The 24,794-nt window shown below is 38.2% G+C and carries 17 protein-coding genes; 13 read left to right on the top strand and 4 right to left on the bottom strand.

Translation table 11 applies throughout. The annotated features are described in order from the left end of the window. The first annotated feature begins 14 nt into the window (after nt 1-14). The 6 genes from ACST15_RS04170 to glmS all read left to right on the top strand — a co-directional run bounded on the left by ACST15_RS04170 (nt 15) and on the right by glmS (nt 12,690). Complete coding sequence (locus ACST15_RS04170) at nt 15-3,149, top strand: SusC/RagA family TonB-linked outer membrane protein (RefSeq protein WP_459453394.1); 3,135 nt, start codon at nt 15-17, stop codon at nt 3,147-3,149. A 19-nt stretch (nt 3,150-3,168) separates the two neighbouring features. Further along, complete coding sequence (locus ACST15_RS04165; RefSeq protein ID WP_459453392.1) at nt 3,169-5,019, top strand: RagB/SusD family nutrient uptake outer membrane protein; 1,851 nt, start codon at nt 3,169-3,171, stop codon at nt 5,017-5,019. A 78-nt stretch (nt 5,020-5,097) separates the two neighbouring features. Beyond that, nucleotides 5,098-8,439, top strand: a complete 3,342-nt coding sequence (locus ACST15_RS04160; RefSeq protein ID WP_459453391.1) for a VCBS repeat-containing protein — start codon at nt 5,098-5,100, stop codon at nt 8,437-8,439. Beyond that, on the top strand, nt 8,436-9,734 hold the full coding sequence (locus ACST15_RS04155; RefSeq protein WP_459453389.1) for a vanadium-dependent haloperoxidase: 1,299 nt from the start codon (nt 8,436-8,438) through the stop codon (nt 9,732-9,734). The genes ACST15_RS04160 and ACST15_RS04155 overlap by 4 nt, the downstream gene beginning before the upstream one ends. Beyond that, the gene (locus ACST15_RS04150) at nt 9,724-10,593 is read left to right on the top strand and encodes a 3-keto-disaccharide hydrolase (RefSeq protein ID WP_459453388.1); all 870 of its coding nucleotides are present in this window, start codon (nt 9,724-9,726) and stop codon (nt 10,591-10,593) included. Before ACST15_RS04155 ends, ACST15_RS04150 begins: the two co-directional genes overlap by 11 nt. Before the next feature lie 261 nt (nt 10,594-10,854). Then, complete coding sequence (gene glmS / locus ACST15_RS04145) at nt 10,855-12,690, top strand: glutamine--fructose-6-phosphate transaminase (isomerizing) (RefSeq protein ID WP_459453387.1); 1,836 nt, start codon at nt 10,855-10,857, stop codon at nt 12,688-12,690. A gap of 276 nt (nt 12,691-12,966) precedes the next feature. On the opposite strand, the gene ACST15_RS04140 is transcribed toward glmS, so the two are convergent. The 3 genes from ACST15_RS04140 to ACST15_RS04130 form a co-directional block, all read right to left on the bottom strand. Further along, entirely contained in the window at nt 12,967-13,479 is a 513-nt protein-coding gene (locus ACST15_RS04140) for a leucine-rich repeat domain-containing protein (protein ID WP_459453386.1), read from the bottom strand. Between the two features lie 418 nt (nt 13,480-13,897). Continuing rightward, on the bottom strand, nt 13,898-14,533 hold the full coding sequence (locus ACST15_RS04135) for a class I SAM-dependent methyltransferase (RefSeq protein WP_459453384.1): 636 nt from the start codon (nt 14,531-14,533) through the stop codon (nt 13,898-13,900). A 150-nt stretch (nt 14,534-14,683) separates the two neighbouring features. Beyond that, a complete protein-coding gene (locus ACST15_RS04130; protein WP_459453383.1) occupies nt 14,684-16,198 on the bottom strand; it encodes a S10 family peptidase in 1,515 nt (504 codons plus the stop codon). A 524-nt stretch (nt 16,199-16,722) separates the two neighbouring features. Between ACST15_RS04130 and ACST15_RS04125 the strand changes: the two genes are divergently transcribed. From ACST15_RS04125 to ACST15_RS04095, 7 genes are read left to right on the top strand one after another with little or no spacing between them, the layout of a single operon-like run. Further along, nucleotides 16,723-19,176, top strand: a complete 2,454-nt coding sequence (locus ACST15_RS04125; RefSeq protein WP_459453382.1) for a glutaminase family protein — start codon at nt 16,723-16,725, stop codon at nt 19,174-19,176. Nucleotide 19,177: 1 nt separating this feature from the next. Then, complete coding sequence (locus tag ACST15_RS04120; RefSeq protein WP_459453381.1) at nt 19,178-20,200, top strand: zinc-binding alcohol dehydrogenase family protein; 1,023 nt, start codon at nt 19,178-19,180, stop codon at nt 20,198-20,200. Nucleotides 20,201-20,246: 46 nt separating this feature from the next. Continuing rightward, a complete protein-coding gene (locus tag ACST15_RS04115) occupies nt 20,247-21,167 on the top strand; it encodes an ABC transporter ATP-binding protein (protein ID WP_459453379.1) in 921 nt (306 codons plus the stop codon). Beyond that, a complete protein-coding gene (locus ACST15_RS04110; protein ID WP_459453378.1) occupies nt 21,157-21,999 on the top strand; it encodes an ABC transporter permease in 843 nt (280 codons plus the stop codon). Before ACST15_RS04115 ends, ACST15_RS04110 begins: the two co-directional genes overlap by 11 nt. Beyond that, a complete protein-coding gene (locus ACST15_RS04105; RefSeq protein WP_459453377.1) occupies nt 21,999-22,685 on the top strand; it encodes a LolA-like protein in 687 nt (228 codons plus the stop codon). Before ACST15_RS04110 ends, ACST15_RS04105 begins: the two co-directional genes overlap by 1 nt. A 4-nt stretch (nt 22,686-22,689) precedes the next feature. After that, nucleotides 22,690-23,334 carry a flavin reductase family protein gene (locus tag ACST15_RS04100; protein WP_459453376.1) on the top strand — a complete coding sequence of 215 codons (645 nt, stop codon included), beginning with the start codon at nt 22,690-22,692 and terminating at the stop codon, nt 23,332-23,334. Beyond that, nucleotides 23,312-23,635 carry an MmcQ/YjbR family DNA-binding protein gene (locus ACST15_RS04095; RefSeq protein WP_459453374.1) on the top strand — a complete coding sequence of 108 codons (324 nt, stop codon included), beginning with the start codon at nt 23,312-23,314 and terminating at the stop codon, nt 23,633-23,635. The genes ACST15_RS04100 and ACST15_RS04095 overlap by 23 nt, the downstream gene beginning before the upstream one ends. A 104-nt stretch (nt 23,636-23,739) precedes the next feature. Here ACST15_RS04095 and ACST15_RS04090 read toward each other — a convergent pair whose 3' ends face one another. Then, nucleotides 23,740-24,663 (bottom strand): sugar phosphate isomerase/epimerase family protein, encoded by a 924-nt coding sequence (locus ACST15_RS04090; protein WP_459453373.1) that lies wholly within the window; start codon nt 24,661-24,663, stop codon nt 23,740-23,742. Nucleotides 24,664-24,794: the final 131 nt, after the last annotated feature.

The following is a 24,794-nucleotide window of genomic DNA, read 5'->3' as shown; positions in this document are numbered from 1 at the left end:
TAACCATCGTTTGTATGAAAACAAAATTTATTAGCAGCAATGCGGTTTTGCTTTTGGCATTTTTGCTGTCGATGTCATGGATTTCCATGGGTCAAGCAAAAGTGTCCACAGTAACTGGTAAGGTTACTGATGAAAAAGGTGAGCCGCTAATCGGTGTCAACATCATCTTAAAAGAAACAAGTAAAGGAACTACGACCAATGTTGATGGTAAGTATTCCATTAACGTTACCAATGCTCAAAGTAAATTAATCTTTTCTTTCGTTAGTTACGAATCCAAAGAAGTAACTGTCGGAAATCAGAGCGTAATCAATGTAAGCTTATCCCCAGACGCCAAAAGTCTATCCGAAATTGTGGTAGTAGGTTACGGTGTTCAGAAGAAAGCAACTGTATCGGGTTCTGTAGTTTCTGTGAAAGGAAATGAACTACAAAAATCACCTAGTGTTAACTTAAGTAACTCCTTAGCTGGTAGAATGGCTGGTGTGGTTGCTGTAAACCGTAGTGGTGAGCCAGGATATGATGGATCTTCTATTCGTATCCGTGGAGCCAATACATTAAATAACAATGATGCCTTAATCGTAATTGATGGTATTCCAAACAGAGCGGGTGGTTTAGATCGTATAAACCCGGCTGACATTGAGACCATCTCCGTTTTGAAAGACGCATCAGCTGCTATTTATGGAGCGCGTGCTGCGAATGGGGTTATCTTGATCACTACCAAAAAAGGAAAATCAGGTAAGCCAGAATTATCTTACTCATTTAACCAAGGTTTTGCTGATCCTACAGTTGTTCCTCGCTTAACCAATGCCGCTCAATATGTGAGTATGTTGAATGACTTGGATATTTATCAATTACCAACCAACCAGTGGAAAGATGCTACTGCAGCATACAAATCTACAGGCGTTTTTAATGGTAGAAAAGCACCATATAGCCCAACAGACATCCAAAAATATGCGGATGGATCTGATCCATGGTTATACCCAAATACAGATTGGTATAAAGCTACTTTAAAATCATGGTCACCTCAGTCGCGTCACAACGTTCAAATGAGCGGGGGTAGCGAAAATATTAAGTACTTAGCCTCTTTAGGCTATCAAAACCAAGATGCGTTTTACAAAAATTCAGCAACAGGTTTTGAGCAATATGATTTACGTTTAAATCTAGATGCTAAGATCAATGAAAACGTAAATTTATCCATTGGCGTTTTAGGTCGTGAAGAATTCCGTAGATTCCCAACCCAATCTGCAGGAGCCATTTTCCGTATGCAAATGAGAGGAAAGCCTCAAGAGCAGGCATTTTGGCCAAACGGATTACCTGGTCCAGATATCGAGAACGGACAAAATCCAGTGGTTATTACCACAAACCAAACAGGTTATGACCGTGATAAACAAAGTTATTTTCAAACCAACGGACAATTGGATGTTAAAATTCCATGGATTCAAGGTTTAAAATTAACGGGTACTGCTGCCATTGATAAGCGTTTCCGTGCTACTAAACGTTGGGAGACACCTTGGACATTATACCAAAGAGGATCTGGATTCGAAGCAGATGGAAAGACTCCAATATTGGTGGCTAACAAGCGTGGTCCAGCTGAGCCTCGTTTAACGTTAGGTGATGAAAACCAATTGAATATCCTATTGGGAGCTATTGCTACGTATGAGCGTAAATTTAATGCACATGGAATTACTGTTTTAGCAGGAACCAACAGAGAAACCATTGACGGAGATAACTTCAATGCATACCGTCGTTTCTTCATTTCACCAGCATTAGATCAAATTTTTGCCGGTGGTGACTTAGAGAAAAATAACGGTGGTGGTGCATTTGAAAGAGCTCGTTTGAACTATTTCGGTCGTGTGGCTTATAACTACAAAGAGAAATATTTAGCGGAATTCTTATGGCGTTATGATGGTTCAGATATTTTCCCTGAAGCAACCCGTTACGGATTTTTCCCAGGTGGTATGTTAGGATGGGTGATGTCTGAGGAAAGTTTCATTAAGGATCAATTACCAGCCATTAACTTCTTAAAATTGAGAGGTTCTTGGGGTCAAATGGGTAATGACCAAATCGCGACTTACCAGTATTTATCTACGTACGGATTTAGATCTTACATCATTGGAAACGTAGAGACTAAAACCTTATTTGAAACTAAAATCCCTAATAATAACATCAAATGGGAGGTGGCTACTAACTCGGATATCGGTTTAGAAGGATCCTTATTCAATGATAAATTGACATTTGAATTAGATTATTTCTACAATAAAAGAACAGATATTCTTTGGGTAAAAAATGCCTCAGTTCCACAGTCAACTGGTTTAACTCTACCTGCTCAGAATATTGGTGAAGTAGAGAACTCTGGTTTTGATTTTACCTTAGGTTACCGTAGCCAAATTGGTGAGTTAAAATACAATGTTGGAGTGAATGGAGGTTATGCTAAGAACAAAATTTTATTCTGGGATGAGGCACCGGGTGCACCAGAATGGCAGCGTTCTACTGGCAGACCAATGAACACTTTTGTAGCATATCAGTACGACGGAGTATTTAAAGACCAAGCTGAAATAGATGCAAATACGATTAACTATAAGGCTATAGTTAATACATTACGTCCAGGTGATATGAAATACAAAGACTGGAATGGAGATGGTAAAATTACCCCAGATGATATGGTACGTAATGACTTCACTCAATTACCAATGTTCCAAGGCGGTATCAATATCGGCGCTACTTACAAGAATTTTGATTTAACCATCTTATTCCAAGGAGCTGCTGGAGCGAAGCAATACATCAGTGCAGGTGAAATGGGTAACATTGGTAACTATATATCTGATATCTATGAAAATAGATGGACGGTTGAAAACCCAAGCAGCGTGCACCCTAGAATTGCAAACCGTAACGATCAATATTATTCTGCCAACAACACCTATTGGTTACGTAGCTCAGATTATATTCGTTTGAAAAACTTTGAAATTGGATATAATTTACCAGAAACAATTTTGACCAAAATCGGTTTAAAAAACTGCAGATTGTACACCAACGGCTTAAACATGTTAACGTGGGATAAGTTAAAAATCTTCGACCCAGAAACAGTAAGCTCTACAGGTCAGTATTATCCGCAATCTAAGATTATCAACTTTGGATTAACAGCCACGTTTTAACAATTAACTAGACAAAACAATGAAAAAAAGAAATTTAATCATTGCGCTATCGGTTTTGGGCACTGTCTTTACGAGCTGTAATGACGATTTTGTCAACACCAAACCTTTAGATCAACTTTCTGAATCTGTCGTATGGACAGATCCAAGCTTAGCAGATGCATTCGTTACTGAACTTTATGGAGGATTAGGTAACGGGGGATTTGACGAGCAAATGTTAGCTTCTCTAACGGACGAGGCATCATTTACTCACCCGGGACGTGGTATTACTACCATCACCGAAGCACGTTCAAACCCTGCAGATCCAGGTTGGATTAACGGTACGATAAGCTGGCAAAACATGTACTCACGTATTCGTGCATGTAATCTAGCATTAGAGAATTTGAAAAAGGCAACTACCTTCCCAGCAGCTACCGTGAACCGGTTAAATGGTGAGGCTAAATTCATGCGTGCCTATTTCTATCACCAATTAGTTCGCTATTATGGTGGAGTTCCTATCATAGACAAATCTTTCTCTTTAGCTGATACCGAATTCTTATCGAAAAGAAATACGATGAAGGAGTGTATCGAATTTATTGTGAAGGATTGCGATGAGGCAGCAGGCCATTTAAATGGTTTATCCCTGGCAGCAGGTCGTGCTTCAAGAGCATCAGCCTTGGCTTTAAAATCGCGTATTTTATTATATGCAGCAAGTGATTTGTACGATGCGGCTACAGCTAAGGCTAAGTCATCGGCTATGGCAGCGTACACAAATCCAGAATATTTAGCTTATGTTGATGGTTCACGTACAGAACGTTGGACAAGAGCTAAAGATGCAGCAAAAGCAGTATTAGATTTGCCAGGTTTAGGTAACAAATTAAACCTTACTGAGCCTGCTTCGAAGGATGATGCAACCACAAATTATTTGAACAATTCACTATCAAGAAATGGTGGAGAGAAAGAATTAATTTTTGCGCGCTATTTCATCAATGCTAAAGCTGAAAATGGAGGACGTGTGGGCTTGTTCAATGGTCCTAATGGATACAATAACTGGGCTGGAAATGCGCCGATTCAAAATTTTGTGGATGACTATGAAATGATGGACGGTTCTAAATTCTCTTGGTCTAACCCAGAACATGCTTCTGCACCATACCAAAATAGAGATCCTCGCTTCTATGCAACCTTGATGTATGACGGTTCTTCTTGGAAGCCTCGCTCACCAAGTGCTGCAGCCAAAGATCCATTCAATCAAATTCAAACTGGACAATATGAAGTTAGTTCAGGTTCTGGTAAAGTTGCATACTTTGGATTAGATACGCGTAAAAGTTCAATTGAAGATTGGAACGGAAGTTACACGGGTTATTATTTCCGTAAATTTACTGATCCTAACCCAGCGATTGTTGACCAAAACACATGGCAACAAATTCCTTGGCCATTCTTCCGCTACACCGAAGCTGTATTGAACTACGTTGAGGCTTGTATCGAATTAGGACAAGATGCTGAAGCTCGTGCTTGGTTGAACAAAGTTCGTTTCCGTTCAGGTATGCCAGCTATCACCGAAAGTGGCAATGCTCTTCGTGAGCGTTATCGCAATGAACGTCGTATTGAAATGGCCTTTGAAGAGCAAAGATACCATGATGCACGCCGTTGGATGATTGCTAGTTCTACCCTAGGAAGAAAGGTTCAAATCATTAACGTGATAGGAACATTGAAACCAGGTAAAACTGTTACTCTATACAGAAATGACCCTACTAGCTACGATTATCAATATAAGGTAGTTGAAATGGACCCAGGTAAAGAAAACCGTGCTTGGTTAGATAAGATGTATTTCTTACCTATTCATCGCGATGAAATGAACCGTAACAAGAATTTGGTTCAGAATCCTGGATATTAATCTAGTATATTTGTAAGGAAATGGTAAAGTAGAAATGCTTTACCATTTCCTTTTTTCATTAATTATCTATATTGTATCGTGAAGAAATATTTTGCTCTCTTACTACTAATCCTCAGTTTTTCATGCCAAAAGGCAGAAACAAATGAAGAGAGCAATCCTGAACCTCAACTTTTCCAATTACTAAGTCCGGAAAAAAGCCATGTCAATTTTGAAAACAAAATTGAAGAGGGCCTCAATACCAATGTCCTGATGTATGAATATTTCTACAATGGTGGGGGTGTTGCCACAGGTGATTTAAATGGAGATGGAAAACAAGACATTTATTTTTCCAGTAATATGGAAAACAACCATTTATACCTCAATCAAGGTAAAATGGAATTTCAAGAAGTCGCGGAAAAAGCCGGAGTAAGTGGCAGACCTGGACCCTGGAAAACTGGGGTTTCTTTGGTTGACATCAATGGCGACAAAAAACTAGATATTTACCTATGCTACTCAGGAAATTTGCCTCCTGATAAAAAAAGAAATCAATTATTTATCAATCAAGGAAACGATACGGCGGGTATACCGATTTTTAAGGATGAGGCCGCAGCCTATGGCTTGGATAGCCCTACCAATAGTACTCATGCCGTTTTCTTTGATTATGACAAAGACCAAGATCTAGATATGATTTTGGTGAATCATAACCCTAAATCACTACCCATATTAGATGAATCTAGTACCGCTGATTTACTTCAAAAAGAAGATCCCAACAGCGGCTTACGCTTCTTCATTCAAAAACAAAAAGGACATTTTGAAGATAAAACAAGCTCCTTAGGTATTACTAGTTCCACCCTATCCTATGGTTTAGCCGTAGGAATTTCTGATATCAATGCCGACGGCTGGTTAGACTTTTATGTATCCAATGATTATACCGTTCCTGATTATTTATACATCAACCAACAAGGTAAAAAATTCAAAAACGTCATTCAAAAAAGCATGGGGCATACCTCCCACTTTTCCATGGGTAATGACATTGCCGACATTAACAACGATGGCTGGTCAGATATTTTCACCTTGGATATGTTGCCGGAAGACAATTTGAGGCAAAAGAATTTGATGGCTCCAGACAACTACGAGAAATTCAATTTCAATGTGGCTATTGGTTTTGGGCATCAATACATGAGAAATATGTTGCAAGTCAATCAAGGAATTGACCCCAACACACAAGAACCTAAATTTCATGAATTAGGGCAATTAGCCGGAATTTCCAATACGGATTGGAGTTGGAGTGCACTCTTCGCTGATTACGATAATGATGGTTGGAAAGACCTTTATATCACCAATGGTTATTTGAGGGATTATACTAACCTGGATTTTCTGAAATACATGGGTGATTATGTTCAGAACAATCAAGCTGCTATTCAAAGGCAAAATGTGTTGGAACTCGTTCAAAAAATGCCTGCTTCCAACATTAGCAATTACATGTTTAAAAATCATCAAAATGGCACCTTTAAAGCGGTAACCCAAGCTTGGGGAATGGAAACTACATCCAATAGTAATGGTGCTGCTTACGCTGATTTAGACGGAGATGGGGATTTGGAATTAATAGTAAATAACATTAATAAACCGGCCTTTATTTTTGAAAATAAAAGCAATGAGGTAAAAAAAGAAAACAAAAATCTTCAAATTGAATTACAAGGTGAAGGTTTAAATACCTTGGGATTAGGTGCTAAAATTTGGGTATACCAGGCTGGTAAAAACCAATATGTAGAACAAAACTTATATCGTGGTTATCAATCCAGCGTATCTCCTCTCTTACACGTAGGTTTAGGAAATAAGAGCATGGTGGACTCTATTGTCATCACTTGGAATTCAGGCAAATCACAAACCATAAAAAAACCACAAAAGACCCTCATTATTTTAAAAGAATCAGAGGCTAAACTAATTGCTAAAAAAGCCCAAATTCAAGAGAATACGTTTTTTGTTCAAACAAAAACACTTCAATCTTTTGAGGATTCCAAAGTGGATTTCAATGATTTTAAACGTCAAACCCAAATCACCTTGCCTTTGTCCTTTGTAGGTCCATGCCAAGCAAAGGGAGATGTGAATGGAGACCAATTAGAAGATTTATTTGTTGGCAATCAAGGCGGTAAAGGAGCTAACCTATATATTCAAAAGAGCTCGGGTGATTTTACACGTATGCCTTCAGCCATGAGTCAAGACCAGGGTTTTGAGGATAGTGATGCCCAGTTTCTGGATGCCGATGCCGATGGCGACCTAGACTTATGGGTGGTCAGTGGTGGTTATGGATTGATGGAAGCGAATGACCCTCACCTAACGGATCGCTTGTACCTAAATGATGGTCAAGGGAATTTCAAAAAATCCCTGGTTCCTCTGCCTAGTCAGGGCATAAGTAAATCCTGCATTCAAATCATTGACATCAACCAAGATCGACTACCCGATGTATTTGTAGGTGGTCGCGTTATTCCTGGAAACTATCCTGTTTGTCCTAAATCCTTTATTTTGATGAATCAAGGTGCGGGTAAATTTAAGGATATCAGTGCTCAGTTTCCAAGTATTCAACAAGCGGGCATGGTAACAGACGCTTCATGGGATGATTTGAATCAAGATGGAAAAAAGGAATTAATTTTGATAGGGGAATTCATGCCGATTAAGATTTTCACTTGGAATAAAAAGACTTTTGAAGAAAGTACCAACCAATTCTTTGAAGAATCACCGCATGGTTTATGGAATACACTTCGCGTGGAAGACCTGAATCGAGATGGTAAAAAAGAATTATTGGTTGGCAATTTAGGCTTAAATAGTCAATGGAAGGCATCAAGCCAACAAGCCATGGAACTTCATTTTAAAGACTATGACCAGAATGGCTCCATAGACCCTATTTTATTTACCTATGTCAAGGGTGAATCCGTACCCTTTATGACGCGAGATGAATTACTGGATCAAATGAGCATCATGCGTACTCGGTTCACCGATTACCAAAGTTTTGCAGAAGCAAAATTATCGGATATCATAACAGAAGAAGAGCAAAAAGGGGAGCAAATTTTGAAATCAAACGAATTAAAAACATCCTTATATCAAATGAATTCCAAAGGTAAATTTGAATCTGTTGCCTTACCTTGGGAAGTTCAGGCCTCCCCTATTTCAGCCATTGCTATACTTGATATTGATGGGAAACATGACCTGGATTTGGTACTAGCTGGGAATATGAATCATGCCAAATTACGCATTGGTAAAATGGATGGGAATTCTGGTTTACTACTCAAATCAAGAGGAAACTTAACATATGAGGCTGTTTCTGCACAAAAAACGGGACTTTGGTTACAAGGCGATGTGCGTTCAATGCAAGTCATTGGAAACCAACTTTTCATTGGAATCAATCAGCAAGGCCTATTTCCATTTAAAGTGATAAAAAGATGAAAAAAATCATCCTATTTCTATCATTCTTGACCATATGGGCTTGTCAATCCGAGTCCAAAAAAATCTCATTTTCTGGAACGGAAATAGATAAAGTTATCCAAGAAATGACGGAAATGATGATACATGATGTCAGTAATCCTCCCTTGGCCATGCGGTTTTTTTCCTATGCCTGCTTGGCAGGATATCAGGTTATGACCGAATCTGATACCAGTTTGAATGCATTCCAACATCAATTCAATGCCTATCCTGCCTTTACCATAGATAAGCCATTGGAAGCTCCTGAATTTACGGCTATCCTAGCCATGATGGAAGTATCTCAAAAAATGCAGCCATCAGGAGCTCGGATGAAAGAATTTGAGAAAAGGTATATCGACTCATGTAGGCGAGTAGGGTTGTCCGACCAAATCATTGAAGCGTCCACACAGAAAGCTCAAGCTATTGCCAAGCGTATGTTAGCCTATGCCAAAGCAGATGGGTACAATAAGTTAAGTAATTTTCCAAGGTACACCCCCAAGAAAACACCTGGATCTTGGTACAGTACCCCTCCAGGCTATTTTCCCGCTGTGGAACCCTATTTCTATCGCATTAGAAGTTTCAGTTTGGATACCAATAAAATTGAAGAAATTCCTGCCCCGGCGCCTTATTCAGAATCTAATTCCTCGACTTTTTATCAATTAAGTAAGGCCGTTTACCAAGCCGATAAATCGGAAGAAAACCTCAAGATTGCAGCCTTTTGGGATTGTAACCCATTCGCATTAAATGACCAAGGGCATTTATTGATTGGCATGAAAAAAATATCACCTGGTGCTCATTGGATGGGTATAGCAGGAATAGCCAGTGCCCAAAAGAAGGAGAATTTTGGTAAAAGTTTAGAAATCAGAACGGCATTAGCTACCGGTTTAATGGATGGATTTTGGTTATGCTGGAGAGAGAAATACCATAGTCACCGCATTCGCCCAGAAACAGCCATCCGAAAATTGATTGATCCTAGTTGGAAACCCTTTTTACAAACACCGCCATTTCCTGAATATCCGAGTGGCCATTCTACGGTATCGACCACGGCAGCTATTATCTTAACCCATTATTATGGACCTAATTTTGCCTATACTGATACGGTAGAAAAACGATACGGAATAGATGACCGTTCTTTTAAATCCTTTGAAGCAGCAGCAGAAGAAGCAAGTATTTCCCGTTTTTATGGAGGAATACATTATATGGACGGCATTAAGGCTGGACAAACCCAAGGCCGAATATTAGGCAAACATTTTATAAACTTATTGCAACATGAAAATTAAGTTATGGCTCATCATTAGCCTCCTAGCATTTCAGGTAAAGGCTCAAAATCCAAACAAAGAAGCATGGGAATCCATGTTTAATGGTAAAGATTTGACCAATTGGACACCTAAAATCAGACATTCACCAGCTGGAGTGAATTATGGAAATACCTTTCGGGTAGAGGATGGTAAATTAGTAGTACGCTATGATTCAGCCGCTTATCCAAGTTTTGACGAAAGATTTGGACATTTATTTTACAAAAAGAAGTTTGGCTATTACCGCATTCGTTTGAATTACCGCTTTGTGGGAAAACAAGCCATCAATGGACCTGGATGGGCTACGCGAAATAGTGGTATCATGGTACACGGACAAACTGCTGAGAGCATGGGTTTGAAACAAGATTTTCCTGTGTCGATTGAAGTTCAATTATTGGGAGGCAATGGAAAAGATAAAAGAACCACCTGTAACTTATGTACACCGGGAACCCATGTCGAAATGAATGGAAAATTATTTACCCCGCATTGCATTAATTCTCAATCAGAGACCTTTCATGGCGACCAATGGGTACAAGCGGAAGTATTAGTTTTAGGTGATTCATTGATTCGTCATTATTCTAACGGAAAAGAAGTTTTAGCTTATCAAAAACCACAAGTAGGTGGCGGTAGTGTCAGTGGGCAAGATGTGATTTTCGGGAAACCCGGGGAATTAATCAAAGAAGGTAGCATTTCCTTACAAAGTGAAAGCCATCCTGTCGAATTCAAGGACATTGAAATCCTAAATTTAGAAGGCTGTATGAATCCTGAGGCATTGAATTATAAGACCTATTTTGTTAAATCGAAACCAGAAGATTGTCTTTTTAAGAAGAAAAAGAAAAAATAACCGCCTTGATTTGACCATAAAATAAGAAAAAGCTTGTTTGATGCTATCATTTTAAGGAAAAATGAAGATATTGAACTTCCATTAAATTTGCTCTAAACCATTTAGCGATAATATAAAAAAAGTACTATTATTGGAAGACCCAAACGGTAATTTAATACCTGTAAACTTGGTAAAATAAATGAAATTTGGGTAATTTGGCTGTTTGAAAAATTTCCTTCATTTAGCCTAATTAGAATAATTCAATTTTAAATTTTATATCGCATGTGTGGAATCGTAGCTTACATAGGTCATCAAGAAGCCTATCCAATCATTTTAAAAGGTTTAAAAAGATTAGAATACAGAGGCTACGACAGTTCGGGAATTGCCTTGTATGGCAAGCAAATAGAATCCTATAAAAAGAAGGGCCGGGTAAGTGAGTTAGAGACATGGGATGCCCCAATTTTACAGGAAGCCCATGCGGGAATTGGTCATACACGTTGGGCTACCCATGGAGAGCCTACCGATGCCAATGCGCACCCGCATCAATCCAACAGCGGAAAAATCACTTTAGTGCATAATGGCATTATTGAAAATTATGCCTCCCTAAAAGCTGAATTAATCCAAAAGGGTTACACCTTTAAAAGTGAGACCGATACTGAGGTATTGGTTAATTTCATCGAGGATATTCAGATCAATAATCAATCTACCTTGGAAGAAGCCATGCGCATTGCCCTTAAAAGGGTCGTGGGGGCCTATGTGATCATCGTTTTGGAAGAAGGTTTCCCTGACCGATTAATTGCGGCTCGAAAAGGAAGTCCTTTGGTCATAGGTGTGGGTGAAGGAGAACATTTTTTAGCTTCAGATGCCTCCCCTATTATAGAGTATACCAAGCGAGTTATCTACGTCAATGATTATGAACTGGCCATTATTTCCAAAGATGATATCATCTTAAAAAATTTAGGAAATGAGCCTGTAACGCCTTATATCCAGCAATTGGATATGGAATTGGCACAAATTGAAAAAGGTGGTTTCGATCATTTCATGTTGAAAGAAATTTTTGATCAACCAGCCAGTTTAACGGATTGTTTACGCGGTCGATTAGACATTTCTAGTTTGAGTTTGACATTAGCAGGAGTTGATCAACATTTATCGGTTTTCACCCAAGCCAAACGCATCATCATTATCGCTTGCGGAACGAGTTGGCATGCAGGTCTTATTGCAGAATACATGATTGAAACGATTTGTCGGATTCCAGTTGAGGTAGAATATGCCTCTGAATTTCGATATCGCAATCCAATTATACATACGGGAGATGTCATTATTGCTATATCTCAAAGTGGAGAAACAGCTGATACTTTAGTTGCCATAGAAAGAGCCAAGGAACAAGGTGCCTTTATTTTTGGGGTGGTTAATGCGGTTGGATCGTCCATTGCTAGGTTATCACATGCAGGTGCCTATACCCATGCAGGTCCTGAGATTGGGGTGGCTAGTACTAAAGCCTTCACAGCTCAATTAACCGTGTTGGCCATGATGGCTTTGAAAATTGGAAAAGCAAAACAAACTATCACGGATGCTGAATACAAGCATTATTTGGTCGAGTTATCTCAAATCCCAGAAAAGGTGCAGGTGATTTTATCCGGCCATGAATCCATCAAAGAAGTGGCTAAGGTATATGCGGAGGCCAATAACTTTTTGTTTTTAGGAAGAGGATATAACTTCCCTGTGGCATTAGAGGCCGCCTTAAAATTGAAAGAGGTGAGTTATATTCCATGCTCTGGATATCCGTCGGGTGAGGTTAAACATGGTCCAATAGCCTTGGTGGATGAGACCTTACCGACTTTATTCATTGCGACCAAAGACAAATATTACGATAAGATTGTGAGCAATATTCAGGAAATTAAAGCCAGAAAGGGTAAAGTAATAGCCATAATCAACCCAGATGATACGGCCATACGAGGAGTATCTGACCATGTGTTGGAAGTGCCCGAAACGGATGAATTGTTGGCACCCTTATTAACGGTGATACCTACCCAATTAATGTCCTATTACATTGGCGTTTTCCGCGGTTTGGATGTAGATAAACCAAGGAATTTGGCGAAGAGTGTGACCGTGGAATGAATTGTTTGATTTAGAGGTTTTCTAATGGAGATTTTCTTTTTTCCTCCAACGCTGTCAAGGTTTAAAACCTTGCCAGCGTTAGGTGCAAACCTAACATTTTTCAACCAAAAACACGGTCTTCTCCCAGCAGATTATTAATAACTTGATTATTTGAGTAGCACGATAAGTCATTAAATTGGTCTTGTACAGATCAATAGTGCTTTCCGAATGCGTAGATTAAACAACAATAAAAGGGATTTGAGAAAACCTCAAAAAGGATGGAAAAACTATTTTAAATTAAAATCTAATTTTAATTCCAATACCTTGTAGTTCATTAATCATATTCGGGATTTTGAACTTATTATCATGTAGGTCCAAATATTTCAAATTCTTCAATCCCTTTATTTCTAATGGGACATTTTTAAATTGGTTATTATTGAGGTACAGGGACTCCAATTTATTAAGCCTGAAAATATTTTTAGGCAATTTTTCTAAACCGTCATTTTCTATATGTAGCGATTTCAGATTCGGTAATTTGCTTAAAACAGTGATATTCTTTTCAAATTGAAAATATTTATCATCATTTAGATATAGCTCTTGTAGATTAGATAATTTGTTAAATGATTTTGGTAGTACTTTAAAATCATTACCACTTAAATCAAGGACCCTAAGATTCTTAAGTTCACTTATTCCTTCAGGTATATTTTTTAAATGATCATTTTTTAAACTCAGGTACCTAAGATTGGTGAATTTTGCCCAAATCGAACTATTTAAATGTAAGTTTTGGTTACTTAGGTTCAGTCTAAACACATTTTGAGGATTTTTTAGGGCTTCATCTAAACTTCGGAATTCTTTGTTGATTACTGTTGAATCTGTTGATATTTACGACTTTACACTTTGTATTGAAATAATCAATAGTAATAAAATTACACCGAAATATTTTTTTATTATTTTGTTTTTAGATGGATTAAAAACTTGCTATTTAACCTGTTTAGGTTCCTAGACTTCGGTATAAACTGAAAGGTCGCGTCAAACGAAATTCAATTGGGTTTTTGTAAGCACAAGTTAAAAATAAAAACTTACAATACGTGTTTCATACAAATCTTGCATATCAACATGCACCTCTAATTTTACCGAACCCTTGTGATATGAACAAAGAAGAGATTAGGATTATTTGTTAATATAATATGCCAATGAATTTAACAAAGAGAATGAGGCTAAAATAGAGTTAGGCCAACTGTGGATTATCGTTTTTCTTAAGTAAGAATAAGGTGTGCCCAATATCATTTTCAGGAATAAACTCCATTTCAAGTTGAATAAACCCGATTTTCTCAAACCATTCAGCATAGGTCTTTGAATCAACATGACTCCAATACATGGCAACATCTTTCATAATCCAATCCTTTTCTACACCCGTCCAATGACTTGCCCCAACAATACATAAAAAAATACCATTGGGAGTAAGCCACTGATAAATATTTTTCAAAAGTTCATATTGTTCGCTCGACGGGATATGAATGATCGAGTATAAGGCAATAATGCCATTAAAAGAATTTGAGGGGTAACTGATGGCTGTCATGTCTTTAGCCATAAATGCTGTATTAGGAACATTCTTTTTTGCATTTTCAATTTGAACCGTAGAAATGTCAATTCCCCAATATTTACAGGTAGGGCTTAAAATTTGAGCAAGGGGTATACCATCTCCACAACCTAATTCTAAGATACTCGGGGTGTTTGGCAACAAACCTAAAAGGGTCTGCGTCCATTTTTTATAAAGTTCATTATGAGATTTAGTAAAGTGTTCTCGATAATGAACAGAAAGTTTATCATAACCTTGCCGTACAATTTCTTTGGGATTATTCATGACTTAAAGGACGACAAGGGGCCTATGACGTGGTGATTATTTGACCTACAATTCGACATATAATATTCAACTCGCCTATGGTTCTGCGAAAACCGAAGGGGCGTTTAGAACAACAAATTTTTGCTTCAAATTGAATCCCTTCAAACTTTATCAAAACTTGGCTGGAACCCCTTGTTTGGGAATACTATGCTTGATAAACGCTCTCAGGTGGTCGTTACTTGTAGCTAAATCTTCTTTACGCAGGTACATCATATGGCCGCTGCGGTAACCTTCCCAAAACATTCTATCTTGAATTTTACCTGCTGGATCCATTTGCCACATATTGTACTTTGCATTAAAATAATCACATGCTCCATCATAATATCCGGATTGGACTAGAATATTCAGGTAGGGATTCTCCATCATAGCCATACGTAAATCCTCTCCTGTATTATTATTGCTATTATCCCAAGGTTGCACTAGTCCAAAAATATAATAATTCAAATCGGTTTTATATCCCAACTCATCTCGGAGATACATGTTAATTGCCGGGGTAAAGGAATGTTCCCAGGATAAAAGTTCCGCATTATAATCTGGTCTTTGACCTGCATCTTTTTTATCCATTCCAATATACCTTGAATCCAATCTTCCCACAGTTTTACCCTCGCTTCGAAGCAATTCCTTCCAGAAATAATCAAAGGGTATTTCCATATTTTGCTCAGCTACCACGGTTTCATTTAAACCGATATAATTGGCAATTTTTTTCACCATGGCTTTGCGCTTATCTGCTGATAATGCACCGCCTTGCGCCAATGCAGGCATTAATTCATTTATCGCAAAAGTTTCAACTTCAGGGAGAAATTTCTCTAGTTCTTTGGACTGATATACTGGGGCCAATTTTTTATGGTGCCACGCCGTAGCTGCCATGTATGGAATGCGCAATGCAGTGCTTGATACTACATCACGTTTTAACCCAAGGTCAGTAGGTGAAACTAAAATCACTCCGTTCAAAAACATCCAATGTTTATTTTGTAATTCTAATGACAAACCTGAAACTCGGTTGGTGCCATAACTTTCACCAATTAAAAATTTGGGTGATGCCCATCTTTTTTGCCTTCCTACAAATGTATTAATCCAATCAGCTAAGTATTTAATATCTGCTGTCACCCCAAAAAAATTGGTCTTGGGGGTTGCTTTATCTAGAATTCTTGAAAATCCCGTATTCACAGGATCTACATAAACAATGTCCGCAACATCTAATAAAGACTGCGGGTTATCCTCAAAACCATAAGGTTGAATGGGATATCCTTCGTCATCTATTTTTAATTTTTTGGGCCCTGTATAACCTAAATGCATCCAAACACTAGCAGTACCAGGTCCCCCATTAAATGAAATGACTAAAGGTCTGGTTTCTTTATTGGCGACATTGATTCTTTCATAATAAACGTAGAATAATCCTGCTATAACCTTTCCATCCTCATCCCAGACAGGTTGGGTGCTAGCAGTAACTTTATAAGGCACCTTCTGCCCTTTGATGATCACCTCATCTATTTTTTCGACTTTCTGCTCTAAGCTCAATGCTCTATTCGATGCATTTGGCTTAGCTAAACCCTCTTCTGCTACTTTTTGTGCCAAGGTACTCCAAGAACACATCAGCAAAAAATAAATAAAAAATTGCTTTTGCATAAAAAACTATTGGTTGAATTATAGGAATTTTTCCCCTTTAAATATACAAGGTATTTACTACTTCTAATTGAATTTTTTGTGATGACAAACTCTTTTCAATTAAAGCTGATACTCTTTTTGTTAAAGGTATTCTAATAAATACGTAACGATTATATGAATACCCACCCTAATAAGACATAAAGTACCCTATTTAAAGAGAATTGATAGGAAATTGACACACAAACCCCCAAAAACAAGCGCTTAACTTCTATAAAGGATGCTTTAATTGCTTTTTGGAAGCCTACAACAAATCCGATGATCTTATCAAAATATAAGAACAAAAATTGAACCATTTTCTTTTGGAAAATGACTCCCCCCTCCGCCAACGCTGTCAAGGTTTAAAACCTTGCCAGCGTTAGGTGCAAACCTAACATTTTTCAAGCAAAAAAAGGCTTGATTTCTGCAGATAATCAGTAGTTTGATATATGGAAGCTCCTTTGTAGATGGATGGATTATTCCTATCTTTAATTCCTTAAACCATGACTATGAAATCATTTTTTCCATTCGCTTTCTTGGCGATGATTGGCTTTTTTGCTCAGGCTCAAGTAAGTAAAGCTCCTGCCTATCCGCTCATTACACATGACCCATATTTCAGTGTATGGTCGTTTTCCGATCAATTGAATCAATCGGTGACTCGGCATTGGACAGGTTCAGAACAATCATTAGTAGGTTTAGTGGAAGTGGATGGTAAAACCTACCAATTTTTAGGTGCCTTGCAATACCCCTCTACCAATATCGTGGCTCATGCTGAAAACAATGATGCCATTGAGGTGCAATACATTGAGACTAAACCGGCGGAAGATTGGATGGTACCTCATTTTAATGACGTTTATTGGAATAAAGGTAAATTACCCTTTGGAAAAGGTTGGGGAAATAAATGGAATACGGCCTGGAATAGCAAACATATTTGGGTTCGTAGGGCCTTTGATCTACAAGATTTAGATATTGACCAATTAGTGCTTCAGTTACGCCACGATGATGACGTGGAAGTCTATTTAAATGGTTATCCCATCTATTCCTGTGAAAATTGCCACGTGAAGCAATTAAAAGAATATCCACTCCATGATTTGATAAAAAGTAAACTCAAAAAAGGGAAAAATATCTTGGCCATACATTGCATGAATCCCGCAGGGAATTCTTGGGTAGATGCCGGCTTTGCCAAACAAACCCGCGCCTCACAATCTAATTTAGCCATTCAAAACTCCGTTCAAATTACGGCCACGCAAACGACTTATCAATTTACTTGTGGACCCATCAAACTGCAGTTGAATTTCCTTTCTCCCCTTTTAGCTTCCAATTTAGACTTACTTTCAAGACCTGTTTCCTATATAAATTTTGACATACAATCACTTGATAATAAAGCACATAAGACAAAAATTACCTTTGGTGTATCTACTGATTTGGCCAAAAATGAAAAACAACAAATAGTGACCGTAAGTGCAGGAAAAAAAGGGAACATGCGCTATTTGAAAACTGGGCTAAGCCAACAAAAGGTGTTGAATAAAGTGGGTGATGATGTAAGAATCGATTGGGGGTATGCCTATTTGGCTACGAATCAGGCCAAACATCAATTAAAAACGATTTCTCAATCCCAATTGATGAGTTTGACCGAAGGCAAAAAGCCTTCCAATGAATCTGGAAATCCGGATTTTATGAGTGCATCGTGGGAAATGAATGCGACGAAAACGAATCAAAGTTCCACGCTTATGTTGGCTTACGATGATTTGTACTCCATCCAATATTTCCAGAAAAATTTACAAGCTTGGTGGAAAAAGAACTTTGCCAGCATGGATGATTTATTAGTTCGTTCAGCTCAAGAGTATCCGAGTATTTTCAGTCAATGTAAAAACTTTGACAAGCAATTATATCAAGAAGCACTTCAAGCCGGTGGTAAAGAATATGCTGAACTCTGTGTGGTAGCCTACCGACAGTCGCTGGCGGCACATAAATTAGTGAGGGGAGAAAAAAATGAAGTATTATTCCCGCAAAAAGAAAACTTTAGCAATGGTTCTATTTGGACGGTAGATGTGACCTATCCCTCCGCTCCATTAAGCCTCATGTATAATACCAAATTACTAAGAGGAATGGTCGAGCCGTTGATGTATTATAGTGAGAGTGGCCAATGGAAAAAACCTTTCCCAGCCCATGATATAGGCACCTATCCCTTGGCCAATGGCCAAACTTACCCAGAGGACATGCCGGTAGAAGAAGCTGGTAATATGATTCTGTTAACTGCCGCCATTTGCAAAGAAGAAAATAGCAATCAAATTGCCAAAGCACATTGGCCTACGCTCACCCGATGGGTGGATTTTCTGGTCAAAGATGGACTAGATCCTGCCAATCAATTGTGCACAGATGATTTTGCTGGACATTTAGACCGTAACGCGAACCTTTCTATCAAAGCTATTGCAGGAATTGGAGCTTATGCCCAAATGGCCCGCCAAATGGGTTTAAAAAGTACGGCTGATTCCATGCAAAGCATTGCCAAAAAATATGCTTTAAAATGGATGGAAATGGCTGATGAAGGCGATCATTATGCCTTGACTTTCAACAAAAATAATACCTGGAGTCAAAAATATAACTTGGTTTGGGACAAATTACTTGGATTAAATTTATTCCCAAGGTATGTATACGAAAAGGAAATGGCCTATTATTTAGGTAAACAAAACACCTATGGATTACCTTTAGATAGTCGAAAAACTTATACCAAGAGCGATTGGATAATTTGGACTGCTACCCTGTCGGATAAAGCCTCAGATTTCAAAGCTTTGGTACATCCTGTTTACCAATTTATGCAGGAAAGTCCTTCTCGTGTCCCTTTAAGCGACTGGCATGAAACAACTAACGGAAAGCAAGTAGGGTTTCAAGCAAGAAGTGTGGTGGGAGGGTATTTTATCAAAATGCTAGAAAAACGTTGGGCTAAATCCAAAATGAAATAAAATGATGCAAGAGCTTGTCTGCGTAACCCCTTTTGAATGGAAATACCAAGAATCCCCAAAGCCTATTTTACAGGAGGGCATGGCCATTCTTAAAATAAAGCAAGTAGGAATATGCGGTACCGATTTACATGCATTTGAAGGAACACAGCCATTTTTCTCCTATCCACGAATCTTGGGGCATGAATTTGTAGGAGAAATTGTAGAAATAAGCGCTGGTTCAAGCTATCCTTTAGGTGCCTTAGTTAGTGTGATTCCCTATTTTTCCTGTGGAAAATGTGTGGCTTGCCGACAAGGTAAGACCAATTGTTGTCAGCAATTAAGTGTCTTAGGCGTTCATGAGGATGGTGCCATGCGTGATTATTTACAAGTTCCCATTGATTCCCTCATTTACGATAAAGATCTCAGCATAGACGAATATACCTTATTGGAACCTTTGTCGATCGGGGCGCATGGTGTTAGAAGGGCTGAAATAAAACAGCATGATTGGGTCTTGGTTGTAGGGGCTGGCCCTATTGGTTTGGGAGTCATGGAAATGGCTAGGATAGCGGGTGGACAAGTCATAGCATTGGATATGAATGCGGGGCGTTTGGCATTTAGTCAACAAATACTTGGTATACAGCATGTTATACAAGTTGGTCAAGAAGATGTTTTAGAACGATTGAAAGAAATTACTCAAGGTGACATGCCTCACGTTGTCATTGATGCCACCGGTAGTAAAAAAGCGATTGATCAAAGTTTTCAATACATGGCACATGGCGGCAAATACGTTTTAGTTGGATTACAATTAGACCATGTTCAGTTCTCTCATCCAGAATTCCATAAGCGAGAAGGGACTTTGATGAGTAGTAGAAATGCAACACGAGGTGATTTTGAATGGGTGATTGATTGCATGAAAAAGGGCCTTATTCATACCCAAGCCTTTATTACCCACCGAACCCATTTTAAGGATGTCGCTGCTCGCTTTGAATCTTTCCTTGATCCAACTCAAGCGGTCATCAAGGCGGTTGTTGAATTTGATTCTTAAAACAATATAAAGGGAATGCTGGTTAGAAAGGCATATACCAACATTCATGCCTAAGTCCATCATATCCATACAACACCTATCCAAAAGCTTTGGCTCCTTTCAAGCAGTCAAAGATGTGAGTTTTCAGGTTTTTCAGGGAGATGTATTTGGGTTTTTAGGCCCCAATGGTGCAGGAAAAAGTACCAGCATGCGTTGTATGCTTTCATTAATCAAAGCAGATGCGGGGGAAATCCGATTATTTGATTTACCAATTCAAAAACATCGTGAAGACATTTTGAGAAGAACTGGTAGCATCATTGAAAAACCTGATTTTTATAAATACCTATCTGCCTATCGAAATCTAGATATTTTTGCTCGAATTTCGGGAACCTATTCCAGCAAAAAAGAAATTTATGCCATGTTGGATTTTGTAGGATTAAATGGCCGGGAGCACGATAAAGTAGGGAGTTTTTCTCATGGAATGAAACAGCGTTTAGGTATAGCTCAAACGCTTTTACATAATCCTGATTTGATTGTTTTGGATGAACCTACCACGGGATTAGACCCTCAAGGTATCATTGATATTAGAAACTTGATTTTGAGACTAAAAGAAGAACATCAAAAAACCATCATTCTTTCCTCTCATGATTTAAGTGAAATCGAAATGATTGCCAACCGCATGGTAATTATCAACCAAGGAAAATCCATTGTAGAGGGTTCTGTGAAGGATTTAATGTCGTCAGAAAACCTCTTTATTCGCTTAGAAGCAGAACCAGTGGAAAAAGCCGTAGAAATTCTTAAAAATGCTTTTCCAGATATTAATATTCAACTGAATGCTGAAAATTTGCTGGAATTCCATTTGAGTAGAAACTTGGTTCCAAGTATAAGTCAACTATTAATTTCTCATGAAGTTGCCATTTATTCCTTAGAGTCTAAACGTAGTTTGGAAGATTACTTCATTAAAATTGTTCAACAAGATGCTATTTAAAAGCGTATATAATGAGTTCATTAAGATTGCAGCTAAACCCAGAAGTTATTTGGGTATTGGAGCCATCACGCTATTGGTGGGTGTCATTTTATTTGCCTTAAAATCAGATGGTTTATCCATTTTATCATTTGTAACCTCTTCTTTTGAGCAAACTTTAAGTTTTGAAGGAAACCTTTTAAATGGAAATCTGATAGCCTTCATCATTTTACAAATGCTTTTGGTTCAAATTCCATTATTGGTTGCCCTGGTCACAGGGGATTTAATTTCAGGAGAATTTGCCATGGGCACCATTCGAATGGTCATGACGAAGCCTATATCTAGGACAACACTTTTATTATCCAAATTTATTGCCGGAGCTGTCTATACCGCTTGCATTATATTATGGTTGGGAATAATGGCTTTGGTATTTGGACAATTATTTTTTGGAACAGGGGATTTGATCGTTTTAAACACGGACGGACTCGTTATTTTACAAGAACAAGATGTATTGTGGCGCTACCTCAGTGGTTTTGCTGTGGCTTTTTTAGCCCTTTTGACGGTCGCATCCTTGTCCATTTGTTTATCCTGCTTCTCGGAAAACTCCATTGGTCCCATAGTGGCTACCATGTCCATCATTATCCTATTTACCATCATAGGCACATTAGAAGTTTCGGTATTTGACTCCATTCGTCCTTATTTGTTCACCACACACATGGCCTCTTGGAGAAACTTTTTTGAAGTACCTTTACTACAAACTGAAATAGTAAAATCAGTTATTATTTTAATTGCCCACATCTTGATATTCTTGGGAATTTCCATTTATACATTCAACAAAAAAGACATCAGCGCTTAATGAGAATCAATTTAACACTCGGTCTTTTATTCTGCTCATTAGCTCAAATATTGGGTCAAGATGCACAAAAAACCATTCAGGCACTTCAACAAAAATGGAGCTTGGTCAAGGATTATTCGGTAGATTTAAATATAAAGTCAAATATCCCATTAATTAAAATCCTTCCGGTAAATGCTACTTTGTTTTTCAAGCAAAAAGATCAATTTCATTTAAAATCTAAGGGAATTGCCATTTTACCTAAAAAGGGCTTTGGTGATTTGGCACAATTATTGGCCCATCAAGATCAATTTAACGCTATTAGTACAGGAAAGGAGACGATAAAAAACAAGGAAACCGAAATTGTCACCTTATTGCCCAATGGAGATAATGGAGATGTTATTTTAGCCAAATTATGGGTAGATAAAACCAATAATTTAGTTTTGAAATCGCAGATTACATCGAGAAGCAATGGCACCGTAAGTACCGAATACAGTTATGGCCAAGATTCCAAATGGGGTTTGCCAGAGCAATTAATTTTCACGGTGGATGTTAAAAAATTCAAAGTGCCCAAAGGGGTAGTTGTAGACATCAATAAAACCCAAACGGTAGATAGCCAAAAACAAGTAGCCAAAACAGGAGATATCACTGTTAAATTTTCCAATTATAAAATCAATCAAGGAATAGCCTCCTCCATTTTCAAAAACTAACTGCATGATAGCTCAGACATTCGACATTGAATCGATGGAGAAATCGTTTCGTACGAATTTAATCAATCATTTATCTGGAGGAAAGGCGGTACATTTAATTGGAACTTTCAATGAACAAGGTCAATCTAATTTGGCCATTTTTAGCAATGTCATCCATGTGGGAGCTAATCCCGCGATGATGGGTATTTTGTTTAGGCCGGTGGGAGCTGATAGTCATACCTACAAAAACATTCAAGCAAATAAAAGATTTACCCTAAATCATATTCCTTTTTCCTTGGCCCAGCAGGCCCACCAGACCTCCGCTCGATACCCTTTGAGTACCTCTGAATTTGAAGCCTGTGGAATCGAAGAAGAGCGTATTCCTGAGTTTGACGCACCTTTTGTCAAGCAAAGTTTAGTTAAAATAGGTTTGATATGGGAAGAGGAACATCTGATTAAATCAAACCAAACCATTTTATTAGTCGGCAAAATCCAATATATTTCCGTCGAAGATTCCATACTTCTGCCAAATGGGAATATAGATTTGGACTTAGCTCAGAGTTTAAGTGCAGGAGGATTGGACAGCTATTACCAATTAAAGAAAGTAGCCCAATTCCCTTATGCCAAGGTTTCGGCAGACCCATCCCATGAACCTAGAAGAAATTCGTGATTTTGCTTTAAGTCTCCCAGAGACGGAAGAAAGTCTTCCTTTTGGTCCAGACAATTTAGTTTTCAAAGTACACCAAAAGATATTTTTGTTACTATCACTAGACGAAATACCCATTCGATTCAATGTCAAATGTGAACCCAATAGGGCCATCGAATTAAGAGAAGAATTTCCCGATAGTGTATTACCTGGATACCACATGAATAAGAAACATTGGAACACCATTGTGGTCAATGGGCAGCTACCTTTTCTGACAATCAAGCAGATGATTGAGGATTCTTATGCCTTAGTGGCTAAAAAATAATCATTCGCTCCGGCCTAACGCTGGCAAGGTTTGGAACCTTGACAGCGTTGCGCGTCACAGAGCGAACGATTTAAAAATTAATTTGTTGTCCAACAATCTGGTAATTATCCCAGTGCTTTTCTAATCAATTCAACACTTTTTCTAACTCCTGAATACGCATTTTCCTTCCCTTCAAATTCAATGGAAATATAGCCTTGGTAATTGACCTTTTTCAAGATATTGATAATCCGCTTATAATCTAAATCCAAAGAATACCATTCTCCTCCACCGTAATAGGTTTTCGCTTGAACAAAACTAGCTTTGGGGGCTATCTTCTCTAATTTATCATAAGGATCTTCTAAGAAATTTCCTGTATCCATTAGTAATCCCAACCAAGGTGAGTTCACCGTATCATGAATACGCAGCATTCCCTCCGGGGTTGAACCCAGTCCCCAGTGATTTTCAAGGGCCAATAAAACGCCACATTCCTCTGCCTTAGCCAAGCACCTTTGTATACCCTCAACGCACCATTTATATCCATCATCTTCGGTATAACCTGGAAGGATGGGCTCTATACCCCTATTTTTCATCAAATCATCAAATGATTTAATGGTGTTCCATCTTCCTGTGTTTAAACGCAAACATGGAATTCCCATTTTATAGGCCAATTCAATACAATGTAAGGTATGATCCACATGCTTTTTCAACTCTTCTTTGTCTGGAGTAACAAAACCCTGATGAATGGATAAGCAAGTCAAGGCAATGCCATTCAAAAAGGCATGTTTCTTGATTTTTTGTAAATAAGCATTATCCTCACTTTCCATTTGTCGATGCAATACATCAATCCCTTCTAATCCTAATGCTGCAGCATCATCTATTACCTTTTCTATAGGAAATTTATCGCCCTTAAAGTGCCAATAAGAATAACTGGAAACACTTAATTTAATTTTCGGCTGTAATTTAGGCGCAGCTATTGTCTCTTGAATTTGGGGAATTCCCCCTACTAAGCCCGTCATTAAGGAGGATTGTAAAAAGTCTCTTCTTTCCATTTATCTTTTAAGGTATGTTTCCCCAATTTAAAATTTTCCTTTGATCAAATGATTGATTTTGTAGGAAATTTATAACAATGGTTATTTGATAGGTCTGCTTAGACACGACCATTCGGTAATAATTTGCCGAA

The sequence above is a fragment of the Aquirufa sp. Wall-65K1 genome (assembly GCF_054558475.1).
Note: the sequence above shows the minus strand (reverse complement) of the source record. Positions and strands in the feature narration are given on the sequence as shown.

Excerpts from the sequence above, each read along its gene's own strand:
- ACST15_RS04130 (WP_459453383.1), bottom strand. The coding sequence starts at position 16,198 with ATGCAAAAGCAATTTTTTATTTATTTTTTGCTGATGTGTTCTTGGAGT.
- ACST15_RS04100 (WP_459453376.1), top strand. The coding sequence starts at position 22,690 with ATGATAGCTCAGACATTCGACATTGAATCGATGGAGAAATCGTTTCGT.
- ACST15_RS04155 (WP_459453389.1), top strand. The coding sequence starts at position 8,436 with ATGAAAAAAATCATCCTATTTCTATCATTCTTGACCATATGGGCTTGT.
- ACST15_RS04165 (WP_459453392.1), top strand. The coding sequence starts at position 3,169 with ATGAAAAAAAGAAATTTAATCATTGCGCTATCGGTTTTGGGCACTGTC.
- glmS (WP_459453387.1), top strand. The coding sequence starts at position 10,855 with ATGTGTGGAATCGTAGCTTACATAGGTCATCAAGAAGCCTATCCAATC.
- ACST15_RS04120 (WP_459453381.1), top strand. The coding sequence starts at position 19,178 with ATGATGCAAGAGCTTGTCTGCGTAACCCCTTTTGAATGGAAATACCAA.
- ACST15_RS04115 (WP_459453379.1), top strand. The coding sequence starts at position 20,247 with ATGCCTAAGTCCATCATATCCATACAACACCTATCCAAAAGCTTTGGC.
- ACST15_RS04125 (WP_459453382.1), top strand. The coding sequence starts at position 16,723 with ATGAAATCATTTTTTCCATTCGCTTTCTTGGCGATGATTGGCTTTTTT.
- ACST15_RS04150 (WP_459453388.1), top strand. The coding sequence starts at position 9,724 with ATGAAAATTAAGTTATGGCTCATCATTAGCCTCCTAGCATTTCAGGTA.
- ACST15_RS04095 (WP_459453374.1), top strand. The coding sequence starts at position 23,312 with ATGAACCTAGAAGAAATTCGTGATTTTGCTTTAAGTCTCCCAGAGACG.
- ACST15_RS04135 (WP_459453384.1), bottom strand. The coding sequence starts at position 14,533 with ATGAATAATCCCAAAGAAATTGTACGGCAAGGTTATGATAAACTTTCT.
- ACST15_RS04170 (WP_459453394.1), top strand. The coding sequence starts at position 15 with ATGAAAACAAAATTTATTAGCAGCAATGCGGTTTTGCTTTTGGCATTT.
- ACST15_RS04090 (WP_459453373.1), bottom strand. The coding sequence starts at position 24,663 with ATGGAAAGAAGAGACTTTTTACAATCCTCCTTAATGACGGGCTTAGTA.
- ACST15_RS04110 (WP_459453378.1), top strand. The coding sequence starts at position 21,157 with ATGCTATTTAAAAGCGTATATAATGAGTTCATTAAGATTGCAGCTAAA.
- ACST15_RS04105 (WP_459453377.1), top strand. The coding sequence starts at position 21,999 with ATGAGAATCAATTTAACACTCGGTCTTTTATTCTGCTCATTAGCTCAA.